This is a genomic window from Lysobacter sp. A289, assembly GCF_054072675.1.
Map to the genome: position 1 here is coordinate 2,305,849 of NZ_JBSVRN010000001.1, position 12,692 is coordinate 2,318,540.

General features: G+C 66.3%; 12 protein-coding genes. 4 read left to right on the forward strand and 8 right to left on the reverse strand.

Annotated features, from left to right (window positions below):
• Positions 1-8: 8 nt before the first annotated feature.
• The 5 genes from ACW5DN_RS10655 to ACW5DN_RS10675 form a co-directional block, all read right to left on the reverse strand.
• Positions 9-713: a LolA-related protein gene (locus ACW5DN_RS10655; protein ID WP_456962640.1), complete on the reverse strand. Its 705-nt coding sequence runs from the start codon at positions 711-713 to the stop codon at positions 9-11.
• Positions 637-1,608, reverse strand: a complete 972-nt coding sequence (locus tag ACW5DN_RS10660) for an acyltransferase (RefSeq protein ID WP_456962641.1) — start codon at positions 1,606-1,608, stop codon at positions 637-639. Before ACW5DN_RS10660 ends, ACW5DN_RS10655 begins: the two co-directional genes overlap by 77 nt.
• Positions 1,605-1,901, reverse strand: a complete 297-nt coding sequence (locus tag ACW5DN_RS10665) for a hypothetical protein (protein WP_456963046.1) — start codon at positions 1,899-1,901, stop codon at positions 1,605-1,607. Before ACW5DN_RS10665 ends, ACW5DN_RS10660 begins: the two co-directional genes overlap by 4 nt.
• A gap of 64 nt (positions 1,902-1,965) precedes the next feature.
• Positions 1,966-2,649 (reverse strand): ketosynthase, encoded by a 684-nt coding sequence (locus ACW5DN_RS10670; protein ID WP_456963047.1) that lies wholly within the window; start codon positions 2,647-2,649, stop codon positions 1,966-1,968.
• 36 nt (positions 2,650-2,685) lie between these two features.
• Complete coding sequence (locus tag ACW5DN_RS10675) at positions 2,686-2,955, reverse strand: phosphopantetheine-binding protein (RefSeq protein WP_456962642.1); 270 nt, start codon at positions 2,953-2,955, stop codon at positions 2,686-2,688.
• Between the two features lie 99 nt (positions 2,956-3,054).
• Here ACW5DN_RS10675 and ACW5DN_RS10680 point away from each other — a divergent pair, with 99 nt between their 5' ends.
• The 4 genes from ACW5DN_RS10680 (at position 3,055) to aroE (ending at position 6,445) form a co-directional block, all read left to right on the forward strand.
• The gene (locus ACW5DN_RS10680; RefSeq protein ID WP_456962643.1) at positions 3,055-4,080 is read left to right on the forward strand and encodes a chorismate transformation enzyme, FkbO/Hyg5 family; all 1,026 of its coding nucleotides are present in this window, start codon (positions 3,055-3,057) and stop codon (positions 4,078-4,080) included.
• A 73-nt stretch (positions 4,081-4,153) separates the two neighbouring features.
• Entirely contained in the window at positions 4,154-4,402 is a 249-nt protein-coding gene (locus ACW5DN_RS10685) for a hypothetical protein (protein ID WP_456962644.1), read from the forward strand.
• A gap of 52 nt (positions 4,403-4,454) precedes the next feature.
• Positions 4,455-5,450, forward strand: a complete 996-nt coding sequence (gene hemB, locus ACW5DN_RS10690; RefSeq protein WP_456962645.1) for a porphobilinogen synthase — start codon at positions 4,455-4,457, stop codon at positions 5,448-5,450.
• Between the two features lie 143 nt (positions 5,451-5,593).
• Positions 5,594-6,445, forward strand: coding sequence for a shikimate dehydrogenase (gene aroE, locus ACW5DN_RS10695; protein WP_456962646.1), 852 nt, complete (start codon positions 5,594-5,596; stop codon positions 6,443-6,445).
• 48 nt (positions 6,446-6,493) lie between these two features.
• Here the strand turns inward: aroE and ACW5DN_RS10700 are convergent, their stop codons facing one another.
• Genes ACW5DN_RS10700 through tssM form a run of 3 tightly spaced genes read right to left on the reverse strand, consistent with a single transcriptional unit; the run spans position 6,494 to position 12,685 of the window.
• A complete protein-coding gene (locus tag ACW5DN_RS10700; protein ID WP_456962647.1) occupies positions 6,494-7,039 on the reverse strand; it encodes a gamma carbonic anhydrase family protein in 546 nt (181 codons plus the stop codon).
• 43 nt (positions 7,040-7,082) lie between these two features.
• A complete protein-coding gene (gene tagF, locus ACW5DN_RS10705; RefSeq protein ID WP_456962648.1) occupies positions 7,083-8,936 on the reverse strand; it encodes a type VI secretion system-associated protein TagF in 1,854 nt (617 codons plus the stop codon).
• 2 nt (positions 8,937-8,938) lie between these two features.
• Entirely contained in the window at positions 8,939-12,685 is a 3,747-nt protein-coding gene (gene tssM / locus ACW5DN_RS10710; RefSeq protein WP_456962649.1) for a type VI secretion system membrane subunit TssM, read from the reverse strand.
• Positions 12,686-12,692: the final 7 nt, after the last annotated feature.

Below are 12,692 nucleotides of genomic sequence, written 5' to 3' on the forward strand. Positions count from 1 at the left end.
TGCCGGACTCATCGCGCAGACACGCCGCTGCGGTGGCACAACCGAGCCAGGGCGGTTGCATCGTCGACACCGGCCGCGTCGCGCGCGGCGCCCGCCAACAGGGTGCGTTGCGGCTCCGGGTCCGCAGTGGTCCGGGTCTCGATGCACCGCAGCTCCGCGCCTTGGCCATAAAGGGTGATATCACGCAGCTTCCCGGCCAATTGCGGGTCCTTCGGCACCATGGTCAGGATCCATTGCTGGCGGCTGCCGTCACTGCTGACGGCATAGTGTTGTTGCAGCGCGGCGCGATCGCCCGACAGCAACGCGCCGAAGCTCGCCTGCAGGCTGGCCAGCTCCGGGGCGCGGGTCAACGAGAAAGTGCGTGGTGATTTTCCGGCGCGCTCGAGGGTCGCCTCGCCAGCAGCAATGGTGGTGGTCTCCGCATAGGGCGTTCGTACCTCACGCACCAGCACGCCAGCCGCAGGTTGGCGGTATTCGCCGCTGAGCCGCAATGGATTTTTCAGCAGCGGCGACTCACGCAGCTCGACGAAAGCGGTTCGCATCGGTGCCGGGCGCGCCAGCCGGGCCAGGATCCAGTCGCTGTCCACCTGGTTGGCGGCGGTTGCCGGCCCGGCCGCCGTCTGCGGCGCGGCCGGCTCAGCCGTCGCGGTGCTCGGCAACAATACGCTTGCCAGCGTCAGTGCCACGGCGGTGGAGATCGATCGCATCATCATCGGCTTGCCAGAAGTCATAGAAGTTGAACCAGTTGTACGGCGCACTACATGCATGGTGCTGCAAGCGGCTGGCGTAACCCTGAACGAGGGCGGCCAGCTTGGCAGGGCGCTCCTTGCGGGGTATCGAGAGGCCTTCACTGAGCACCTCGAACACCAGGTCGTAGCGGTTGCCACCGCGATACAGCCCGAAACCCAGCACCAGCGGCACATCAAGGACACTGGCCAACTGCCAGGGCGCCAGCGGGAACCGGGCGACATCGCCCAGAAATTCGACCGGGTGCGAGGGTTGCCCCGGCTGGACCCGGTCGACCAGCAGCGCGACCAGCGCCCCGGCATCGGTGGCTTCCTTGATGGCGAGCAACACCGAAGGCCCGCCCTGGCCTGCATCGATCACGGTTCGCGCCACGGCGGGGTTCAGCGCATCCAGCAAGGCGGTCAGGGCCGGGTTGTGACCGACATCCAGTACCACCCGCAACTGGACCTCCGGAAGGGTTGTGGAGAGCACGCGCAACACCTCGAAGCTGCCAAGGTGGGAGCCAAACATCAGCGCACCACGACCGCGCGCGATCTGGGCCAGCGATGCCGACGCGCCCTGCACACGCACATCGAAGCGATCCAGCTCACCGCCCAACAGGAACACCCGATCCAGGATGGTGGCGGCAAACGCGTGGATATGACGGGCGACCTCGGTCAGTCTGGCGGGCCGGCCCAGCACCCGGGTCAGGTAGGCGCGTGACGCGCGCCGCTCCGGGCCACGCATGAGCAGGAAGTACGCGGTGATCGGAAACAGCAACAGCCGCGCCGGCCAGCGTCCCGCACCACGAGCGATAGCGACGATCATCCGCAACGTAGTGCGGTTGCCACCCTCGGGGCGCCGCTGCCAGAGCTCGCTCACCGTGCTGCTCCGGTCGTGAGGTCGCCCCGGGCCAATACGGTGTCTCCACGCAATACCTGGAAACGCCAGCCTGCAGGCTCCAACCGGGTCAGCTCCACCCGTGCGGTCTGGCCGGGCAACAAGGGCTGCAGGAACTTCACCCGTGGCAGGCGCAAGCCCCCCAGCTCCAACCCGGGCTGCATCAGCTCAACCGCATCCAGGACCCGATCCAGCAGAACCACGCCGGGAACCAGCGCATGGCCGGGAAAATGTCCCGGCAGGCTGGGGTGGTCAGGCGGGATCACGAATGGCATCGGCGGCACGGCAATCCTGGATTGCAATGGAACAGACAAGGATAAGCCAGTGCCGGTGTAGTGGTCAGGAGGATGAGTCGCGCCAGAAGCGCGGGCCGAGCGCGGCCATCCGGCGCAGGAAATCAACAAAACTCCGATACGGGGCATCCGGGAACAGGCGCTTGCGCAACAGGTACTCGCCAACGAAGAAGGCGCCGATGATGCCGTAGTCGAGAAGGTTGGCGAACCACGACCAGGTCTGCTGCGACACGCTGACCAGCGGCGGCTGACCGAGGCGGACCAGCAGACCGTCGGGCACGGCGATCATCGCCAGCGCGCCATCGGCCAGCGCCAGGGTACCCAGCAACAGCGCCCAGGCCAGCGTAAGCCGACGGGTGTAGCGCTGCAGCCGGGGTTCCAGCGCAGCGGGCTCGCAGGCTTCCATCGCCGCGGCGATCCGGCTGATCAATGGCACCCGGCCCGGCCGCAGGCTGCGGCCAAACCACCACGACACCAACGCGGTGAACAGCATTGGTGGTGCCAGCAGCAACAACACCGGGATGTCGCCGTCATGAAGCGACCACAGCCCGGCCACGGCCAGCACCATCACCGCCCAGGCCCAGCCCCGCAGGCGCACCAATGGCACCAGCAGCACGACCAGCACCAGATCGGCCAGCGCCACCGACGCCAGCAGGTTGTCGCCATCGACGCTGGCGCGATGGGCCAGCAACGGATAGGCGACGGCCAGCACCAACCGCGCGACCACCACGATCGTCATTGACGGGTCGTCAGCACGGGTTCCGGGTCAGGCGGACTTATGTTGTTCGACATGCGCCGACAACGCGGCCAGGGAGGCAAACACGCGGCGATTTTCCTCATTGTCCGAGCGCAGCTGGAACCCGTGCACCTTGCTGATCGCCAGGGCCAGCTCCAGCGCATCGATCGAGTCCAGTCCCAGCCCGTCACCAAACAGCGGTGCCTGCGGGTCGATCTGCGCCGGCTCGACATCCTCCAGGTTCAGGCTTTCAACCAGTAATTGCGCCAAGGCGGCCTCGGCAGGAGTTTGTACGGGCATTGACAGGTTCCAGGACAATTCAAAGAGGTAACGATCCGGCATGCCGCTCCCGGGCGCAACCACACGGGCGTGCACGGGCCACCGGCTATCATGGGCGCCATGATCCAGCCCAACCCTGAACCCTTGATCCACGGCTCCCACCCGCATCCGACGTCGGCCTGCCTGGCGGTCGATTACGTCCACCAGGATCTGGCCGAACTGCTAGCCGCGGACGACACCTTGGCGGTGTTTGGTTTTGGCGACGCCGCACCTTGCCATGACGACCCCCGCTACCTGCGGGTGGGCCTGCAACCTCTCCGCAAGGCACCGCTGGAAGTCTGGCGCGCCAGCCCTGGCGTGCAATGCGGCCGCGAGGGCGATGTGGCCTGGGCCGAGGATGGCGCGCTGCAATTTGGTGCCATCGAGATCGACGAGCCCGCGGGTGAGGATATTGGCGCGGCGGCCGAGACGGCGTATCGCGAGCTGTTGGCATTCACGGCCAGGCGCGGCTACCCGCACCTGCTGCGGATCTGGAACTACCTGGACGCCATTACCGATGGCGATGGCGATGGCGAGCGTTACCGCCGCTTCTGTGTCGGCCGTGCCACCGGGCTGGGTGATTTCGATGCCACGCAACTGCCCGCCGCGACCGCCGTCGGCCGCGTCGATGGCCAGCGTCGCCTGCAGGTCTACTGGCTGGCGGCGAAGACGCCCGGAACTGCGGTGGAGAACCCGCGCCAAATCAGCGCCTGGCGCTACCCGCGCCGCTACGGCCTGCGTTCGCCCAGCTTCGCTCGCGCAATGCTGCCGTCGCCGGGCAGCACCATGCCGCTGCTGCTGTCGGGCACTGCGGCCATCGTCGGCCACGAGTCGCGGCATGCCGACGCGATCGAGACCCAGCTCGACGAGACCTTGGCCAATTTCGACAGCCTGATTGGCGCCGCCCGCCGCCTTCGACCCGGAGTGCCGACCAGTTTCGGTGCCGGCTCGCACCTGAAGGTGTACGTGCGCGACCCTGCCGAACTGAACCACATGGCCGCGATGCTGGAGCAACGGCTGGCATCGGACGTACCGCGGATCATCCTGCATGCCACGATCTGCCGACGCGAATTGCGGATGGAAATCGACGGCACGCATGACCTTTGATCCTCGCCCACCGGCGACCAGGGCGCGATAATGGTCACCTTGAAACCAGCGACAGCATCACGGAGAAACCAGCATGGGATTGATCAGCCTGTTATGGGGCATTGTCGCGATGATCTGGATGGTGATTGCACTCATACCGATCATCGGCATCACCAACTGGCTACTGATTCCGTTCGCCGCGGTCGGCGCGGTCATCGCCGCCATCGGCATTGCGTTCACCCGTAGCCAGAATCGCGGCCGGGCCAAGGCCGGCCTGGTGATGAACGGCATCGTGATCATCGTCGCCATCGTTCGCCTGAGCCTGGGTGGCGGGGTCTTCTGACTGGCGAGCGCTGACCCGGCGCTTGCCGGCGCGCTGGCGTAAAATGCCGGCCATGAGCAGTTATCCCCATATCCGTCCGCGGCGGATGCGCCGCGACGATTTCTCGCGCCGGTTGATGCGCGAGACGATCCTGACCTGCAACGACCTGATCTACCCGGTCTTCGTCCACGAGCTCACCGGCCGCGAGGCGGTCGCCTCGATGCCGGGTGTGGAGCGGCTGTCGATCGATGAGCTGCTGAAGGTCGCCGAGCAGGCCAGCGAGCTGAAGATCCCCGCGCTGGCGCTGTTCCCGGTCACCGCACCGGACGCCAAGTCGCTGGATGCCGCGGCGGCATGGGATGACGATGGTCTGTGCCAGCGAGCGATACGCGCACTCAAGCAGCGTTTCCCGCAGCTCGGGGTAATCACCGATGTTGCCCTGGACCCGTACACCAGCCATGGTCAGGACGGGCTGCTGGATGACAGCGGCTACGTGGTGAACGAAACCACCGTGGACGCGTTGGTCAAACAGGCGCTGTCGCATGCTGCCGCCGGCGTCGATATCGTCGCACCCAGCGACATGATGGATGGCCGGATCGGCCGGATTCGCGAGGCGCTGGAGGCCGAAGGCCACATCCACACCCGCATCATGGCTTACAGCGCCAAGTACGCCAGCGCGTTCTACGGCCCGTTCCGCGACGCCGTCGGCTCGGCGTCCGCGCTCGGCAAGGCCGACAAGCAGACCTACCAGATGGATCCGGCCAACTCGGACGAGGCCTTGCGTGAAGTCGCGCTGGACCTGGACGAGGGTGCCGACATGGTGATGGTCAAACCCGGCCTTCCCTACCTGGACATCGTTCGCCGGGTGAAGGATGCGTTCGGCGTGCCGACCTTCGTTTACCAGGTCAGCGGCGAATACGCGATGCTGAAGGCCGCTGCGAATAACGGCTGGATCGACGAACGCGGCTGTGTGATGGAAGCACTCACCAGCATCAGGCGCGCCGGCGCCGATGGCGTGCTGACCTACTTTGCGCTCGATGCAGCCCAGTGGATCCACGAGTCGGCCTGAAGCGCGGTAGCGTCATGAAGACTTTTGGTGCCACTCGCCGCCGGCCGCGTTGACACCGCGACGGGTAGACTGCGCGACAAGGCCGTGTGATGTCGCTTTGCGCGTCTGCCTGTATGCATTCTTCATTTTCAAGCGAGGCCACCATGACCATTCCCCGCTTCGCCGTGATCGGTCACCCGATCGCGCATTCACTGTCACCGCTGATCCATGCCGCCTACGGTCGGCAAACCGGGATCGCGCTGGAGTACGACAGGATCGATGCCGATGCCGAGCATTTCGACGCTGCACTGGTCGAGTTTGCCGCCCATGGCGGCGTCGGCGCCAACGTCACCTTGCCGAACAAGGCCCGCGCGGCCGCAATCTGCGGCAGCCTGACCGATCGCGCCCGACGCTGTGGGGTGGTCAATACGTTGATCCGCACCAAGTCCGGCTGGGAGGGTGACAACACCGACGGACTCGGCCTGGTGCGCGACCTCACCGATCGGCACCGCCAGGATTTGCGCGGACGCCGGGTGTTACTGATCGGCGCGGGCGGCGTGGCGCACGGCGTGGCTCCGGCCCTGCTCGATGCCGGCATTGCCGGGTTGTTCATCGTCAACCGCACCGACACCCGCACCGATCGACTCTCCGACCTGCTGGGCGAGCCCAGCCGGGTGCACCCGCGCAACTTCTCCGATTTGGGCACGGTGGGTGCATTTGACCTGATCATCAATGCCACCTCGATCAGCCGGAACATGGATGGCGGCGAGCTGCCGCTACCCAACTCCCTGATTGCCCCGCGTTGCGACGTGGTCGACCTGGGCTATGGCGAGGCGGCGATCGGATTCCTGAGCTGGGCTCGCGCCGCGGGCGCCGACCAGGTGATCGATGGCCTGGGGATGCTGGTGGAGCAGGCAGCCGAGAGCTTCAAGTGCTGGCATGGCGTGCGTCCGGACGGCGATGCGATCTACGCCGAGCTGCGCGCTGGAAGCAACGTGCCGGTTACCCCCGCCTGACGCGAGCGACCCGGGCGCCTGAGTGCGCCCGGACGGTGAAACGTCCGGTCAGGCCTTGGCCTGCTGCAGGTACTGGTCCTTCAAGGCCATGTAGTGGCGCGCGCTGTACTGCAGTTGCTCGATCTCGCGGTCGCTCAGCGTGCGCACGTAACGCGCCGGATTGCCGAGCCACAACTCCGCTTCGCCAACGGTCTTTCCCGGCGGCACCACGGCGCCAGCACCCACGAACCCGTATCGCGACACCGTCGCGCCATCGAGCACGATCGCGCCCATTCCGACCAGGCAGAACTCATCCAGCTGGCAGGCGTGGATGATCGCGCCATGGCCGATGGTGATGTCGTTGGCAATCACGGTGGGAAAGCCGCCGGGACGGGTGAACGGTCCTTCGTGGGTGACATGGACGATGGTGCCGTCCTGGATGTTGGTGCGCGCGCCAACCTGGATCGAATTGACGTCACCACGCAGCACGCAGCCAGGCCAGATGGAAACGTCGTCGGCGAGACTGACCGCGCCGATGACGGTGGCGGCCGGGTCGACGTAGACGCGTGCGCCAAGGATCGGGGTGTGGTCGGAAAACGTTCGGATAGTCATCACCACAGTTTAGTGGGATGGGCCGGCCAGCGTCAGCCGATGCAGGTCACAGCACCCGGAACTCGATCCGGCGATTGCGCGAGCGACCCTCATCGGTGGCGTTGTCGGCGATCGGTCGATCCGGCCCGAAGCCTTGTACCCCGAGGTTGTCGGCACTGATGCCGTGGTGCTCCAGGTAGGCCTTGACCACGATCGCCCGCTGCAGGCTCAGGGCAATGTTGGCCTGGCGGAGGCCGACGCTGTCGGTATGGCCGATCACCTGGACCTGCTGGTTGTCCAATTGCGCCAGTGCGGCGGCCATTTCATCCAGGATGGCGCGGCCGCCGGCGGTCAGGGTCGTGCTGCCACTGTCGAACTCGATGATGCGATCGGCCAGCGCCCCGTCCAGGAGTGCCTGCGGGTTGGCGGCGTTATCGTCACCGCCGTTGCTCAACGCATTTTTCAGCACATAGTCCGGGCCGGCAGCATTGGCGATGGCGCTGGCCACCTGCTGGCGCGCGGCCTCGTTACTGACCTGGCCACTGACGCGGATACGGGTGCCATCGATGGCCAGCTGCCCGGCCGATACTTGCTGCAGCTGCGGCCCGAGCATGCCAAGTACGCGATCCCGCCAGTTGGGCGGAGCGATCACGGCGTCCACTTCGATCCGGTCGACGACGCGCTGCGGACCGTACAGCTCACCCAGGCGTTTCAGTATCGCCGCGCGGGTCGCCTCGTCGGGGACGGTACCAGCGGCGATGACCTGCTTGGCCGCATCGGGGGCGGATGCCATGGCGGCGGATGCCACCGGAGCAGTCGGCGTCGACCGCTGCTGAACGGTGGCGGCCAGGCTCGCGCACGCAAGGGTCGCGCCGGCAAGTCCCAGCAGGAAGGTGGCAAGTCGTGGGCGGGGATGTGGGCGCATATCAGGTTCCAGGAAGGTCTCATTGAATATCGTGCGGGCCGCGCGCAGCGACAGATCGTCGCGATCGAGGTAGCTGACCAGCTTGTTGAGGGCATAGTCACCGTCGATCTGGTCGTCGACCCATTCCGCATCGTCGACGCGGATGATCTGCTCACGTGCCAGCTGCGGATCCAGCGCCGCCTGCAAGGTGCGGCCGTCGGCACCATTGAAGGCGACCAGCAGTCGTGGCCCCGGCTCCATCGCGCTGCCCTCGATCACCAGCAGCGCCAGTTCAACGTCGACCCGCGTCAGGAACCCGGCCACCAGGTCGAGCCAGAACGCGGCGACCAGTGGCCGATACAGCGCATCACGCGGCAACGGCAGCGCCAGTGCCTTGTCGATCTGCGCCGATCCGCCGGCAACCACGGGCTGCAATAGCAACCCCAGTGCCGGCAACAACCAGCGCAGACGCAACTCGGGATGACCCGATTGGCGCAGCAAGTCCTGCAACGAACCGATGTCCTGCAACTCGATGAAGTCGTTGAATGGCGCTTCGTAGATCTGCGGATCGGGATTGATGGTGACCCGACTTTCGGCCAGCGTACGCAGCGGCCCGCTGGGATCGTCGGCCGCCACCGCCTGGGCGGAGTGACGTGCCAGGCTGGCCCAAAGCCGCGACAGCGCCATCGGACTGCGGCCGATGAACGCCAGTGGTTGGGCGACCTCTATCCGGGTCGCGGCCAGGAACGGGAAACGGCGTTGGGAGCTGTCGCGACTGGGCAGGAAGTGGCCGCCAATCGCCAATCGGCTGCGCGAGCCCAGGAACGCGAAATGCATCGCTGGCGCATCGTCGTAGAGCTGTTTCCAGCCAGGGTCGCGCGCCAGCAACTCCAGTCCCTGTCCGGCCCATCGGTCGAGCATCACCATCAGCGGATGGCTGTCGGGCGTGCGCACGAAGTCGCCGCGACTGGGCAACTTGCCAAAATAGCTGACCGGCAGCGCGGTCTCTGCGGCCACCATTACTGAACCCCGGACGGGGCGGCAACCGAGCCGGTGGCGCCGGCTCCCACCGCCGACGCGGCTCCAGCCACCAGGGCCGGCAGCTGCAAGCCCACCGAATCCGCGGAACCGGCATTGGACTGCACCGAACTGACAATGCGCAGCTCGACGGCGACCTTGGCGCCATTGCGCTCCCAGCTCAGCCGGTAATGCTGCTTGCCCAGGCTTGTCTTGCTTGCCGCATCGAACATCGCCGAGGTGGCGGCATCGCCGGCCGCATCGAATACCTGCACGCTGCGACCGTCACCGGTCACTGCGCTGATCTGGACCCCGGGCACCCCTTGGCCGGGCAACTGGAAGGTATGCCATTGCGGTGGCGTGTTGCGATAGCGCATTTGCTGGCCGTCGATGGCAAGCGTGTACTCGCGTCCGTTGGCCGCCAGCGGCAACACCTGGAACACCATCGTCGGGCCCTCGCCGGCCGCACTGGCCCCCACCCATTGCCCATAGCCGGCAATCAGCTCGGGGCGCAGGTTGATGCCGATATCGGCCCAGCGGCGCGTGGCCAGGGTGTTGCCACGGCGGATCACCAACGAGCCCAGCCCGGTCTGGCCAAACTTCGCGATGGCACCTTGCGCACCGAAGATCTGCTCGATGTCGGCGCGTGAGGCCTCTACCGGCGCGTCCGGGGCGTAGGGATAGCGTTGGCCGATCCCGTCCTGGAACGGCTGGTAGACCTGCGCATTCCAGATCCGGTTGAGCTCGACTTGGGTCGGCTGCACCAACGCCGTGAAGCTCTGCATCAGCAATCGCAGCAGCAACGGGCGCAAGGTCTCGCGCTGTTCCTCGGCCAGCCCGTTGAGCATTTTCTCATCGACCAGCGTAAGCACGGCCGCCAGTTCGGAGCCTTCGCCCACCAGGGTCTGCTGCATCAACTGGTGTGCGCCCGGTCCGGCATCGCCCTGGGCCTTGATCGCGTTGAAACGGCTGCGGACCTTGCCCAGCGCTTCGAAGTACTGGTTCAGTAGCGCCGGATTGCCGTCACCCTCCACCAGCAATCGCGCCAGTGCGTCGAATTGCCGGCCGACCGGCCCGGCGGCGGCCGCGACCTCCTGGCCGGTGTCCGGGTCGATGGCCACCGGTATCGAGGTCGGGTTGCGGCGCATGATCACCCGGTTGAACCAGCCGGCAATGCCGCTGCGGGCGCCGCCAGCGGCCGCACTGGCTGCGGCCGGGTTGTCCCACACGGTCTCGCGGTGGACGGCCTCCAGCAACGTGCGCAACGGCGAGTTGCGCGGATCGCCAAGCCGGTTCAGCTGCACCACGGCGTCGTCGAAATCATCGAAGCGCGCCACGCTGACACCCTGCAGGAACCGGCGCCACTCGCGCGCGTACTCGGCCTTGTACATCGCGGTCAGTTCCTTGGCGATGTGCTGCGGACTGCCGGCCAGCGTCAGGTCATTGCGGACGGTGGTCTCCAGCACCCAGTCAGTGCCGCTGAGCTCGGTATTGGCCGCTTCGCTGATGGCGTCTTCGACATAGTCCTGCCACGCCTTGTGGGTGAACGTCCCGGGGATCTGGTGACTGCCGGTGATGGCACCGTCGGCCGTCTTGTCCCCCAACAGCGCCGCCACGGTGACGGGGCTGAAACGGGTCGCCGCGCGCGCCTTGATCTGCGCATACACGCGGTCGCGCGCCGGGGTGCCATGCATGACCTGCTTCAACGCCTGCCGGCTGTCGTCGACAAGGCTGTACTTCAGCTCCAGCTGCGGCCAGTCGGCGCGGCCGGATTGCTGCACGTAGAACGTCATCAGGCGACCGGCCGCGCGCCGCATGTCTTCGCGGCTCATGGCCCCGCGATTGGCCTCCAGCCAGCCGCGCCAGAAGCGCGTCACCTGGTCGCTGAAGTGGGTGCTCTCCACCCGCGCGTGATCACCCAGCATCAGGTAGGTCTTGAGCGCGTTGTAGGCATCCTGGGAATCGGTCGGGGAGGCGTCCTGGTAAAGCTGCGCGTCGGTCGACTCACTGGCCACCACCGCTCCAGCTTCCACGTCGACGTTGTTCGCGGCCGCTGACGGTCCCAATTCGCTGCGATGGGCAATGACCTGGCCCAAATAGGTCTCCAGCTTGCTGGCGACCGGCACCAGCATCAGCTGACGCATGCCGTTGAAGTACTCCGTGCGCAACTTGGCTTCGATCGCCTCCCCCTGGTACAGGCCCAGGCCCAGACTCAAGGGGTGGCCGTGGCGATAGCGTTCAAGCTGCTCCAGCCGGTCCTGCAGGACCAGCAGCGCCTGCACGCGCGACTCCAGATCGATCTTGTCGACCTGCAGTGCGACCGCCTTGTCCAGATCGGCGGTGACGTCGGCGACCAGTTGCTGATTGCCGGTGTACGACCAGGTCCACCCGGCCAGCCCAACGGCCAACAGCACCAGTGCGCCCAGGAACGCAGCGTGGCGCCAGCGGGTGCGGCTTCGACTGGCGTACTGCCGCACCAGTTGCCTGTCGGCGAATATCACCTTGCGGAACAAACCCAGCAGGAAATGGCTGCTGTCGGTGGGCACGATCGATTCGCCGGCGTGGACACCGGCATGCAGGCCGAACTGGCGGCTCACCCGGTCCGACGCCGGCTGCACCGCGACCCCCTCCTGCAGCGCACTGGTGAAGTAGAAGCCGCGAAATACCGGCTTGAACTGGTACGGGTTGTCCTCGAACAAGGTGGCGATGAACGTGCGCAACGCCGGCTTGATGCCGGCGAACTCCATTGGCATCGTCAACAACCCCGGCGGAATCTCGCGGCCACGCGCCATGGCCATCTGCGACAGGCTCATCTCGCGCAGCCCGTCGGACAACTGGTCGAAGTGATTGTCGAAGGCGCTCAGTGCGTCGGTCTGTCCGGTCGGGTCGAACGGCAGGGTTGCACCCCAGGCGTTTTCCCGTTCCGACGGGTCAAGTCCGTGGAAGAAGTCGCTGAACCCACTGATCAGGTCGGCCTTGGTGAACACGACGTAGACCGGCGCATGCACCTCCAGCCGCTCGGTCAACTCCTGCACGCGCTGACGCAGGTTCTTGGCCAAGTCGATCGCGAACTCGGGTTTGCTGCCCGACAGCTCGGCAATCGAGGCGGCGATGATGACGCCGTTGATCGGCGCGCGTGGGCGGTTCTTCTTCAACAAGTCGAGGAAAGTCAGCCACTCCAGCCGGTCCTCGGCGCTGACCGAGTAGCGGCCGGCGGTATCGAGCACGATGCCCTCGGTGGTGAAGTACCAGTCGCAATTGCGGGTGCCGCCGAGGCCGTGGATGACGTTGCTGCGGTTGTCCTCGAACGGAAAGCGCAAGCCCGAATTGAGGATCGCGGTGCTCTTGCCTGCGGCCGGATTGCCGATGATCACGTACCACGGCAACTCGTACAGCGCGGCTCGGCCCTTCATCTGGCCGAGCCTGGACGACTTGATCGCATTGACCGCCTCGCCCATGCGCTCGCGCAGGATCTCGGCATCGGCGCGCGCGGCCGGCTGCGCGGCGGTCACGGCCTGGTCGGCTTGCTCGGACACCATGCCGTCGATGCCTTTGGCAGCGCGCAATGCCAGCACCTTGCGCACGACCACCACCAGCAGCCACAGCGCCAACGCGGCGATCACCGCGACCAGCAGCCAGCCCCCCGCCGCCATCAGGCCATCGATGCCGAAATAGGTGATCGCAGCGGCACCGGCGATGCCCAACACGGCGAGCACGCGGTAATCCATCAGCCAATAACGAAGGTTCATCCAGAAG

What these genes read in the sequence shown, in the direction of transcription:
- ACW5DN_RS10655 (WP_456962640.1), bottom strand. Translation starts at nt 713, where the DNA reads ATGATGATGCGATCGATCTCCACCGCCGTGGCACTGACGCTGGCAAGC.
- ACW5DN_RS10680 (WP_456962643.1), top strand. Translation starts at nt 3,055, where the DNA reads ATGATCCAGCCCAACCCTGAACCCTTGATCCACGGCTCCCACCCGCAT.
- ACW5DN_RS10675 (WP_456962642.1), bottom strand. Translation starts at nt 2,955, where the DNA reads ATGCCCGTACAAACTCCTGCCGAGGCCGCCTTGGCGCAATTACTGGTT.
- tssM (WP_456962649.1), bottom strand. Translation starts at nt 12,685, where the DNA reads ATGAACCTTCGTTATTGGCTGATGGATTACCGCGTGCTCGCCGTGTTG.
- hemB (WP_456962645.1), top strand. Translation starts at nt 4,455, where the DNA reads ATGAGCAGTTATCCCCATATCCGTCCGCGGCGGATGCGCCGCGACGAT.
- aroE (WP_456962646.1), top strand. Translation starts at nt 5,594, where the DNA reads ATGACCATTCCCCGCTTCGCCGTGATCGGTCACCCGATCGCGCATTCA.
- ACW5DN_RS10685 (WP_456962644.1), top strand. Translation starts at nt 4,154, where the DNA reads ATGGGATTGATCAGCCTGTTATGGGGCATTGTCGCGATGATCTGGATG.
- ACW5DN_RS10665 (WP_456963046.1), bottom strand. Translation starts at nt 1,901, where the DNA reads ATGCCATTCGTGATCCCGCCTGACCACCCCAGCCTGCCGGGACATTTT.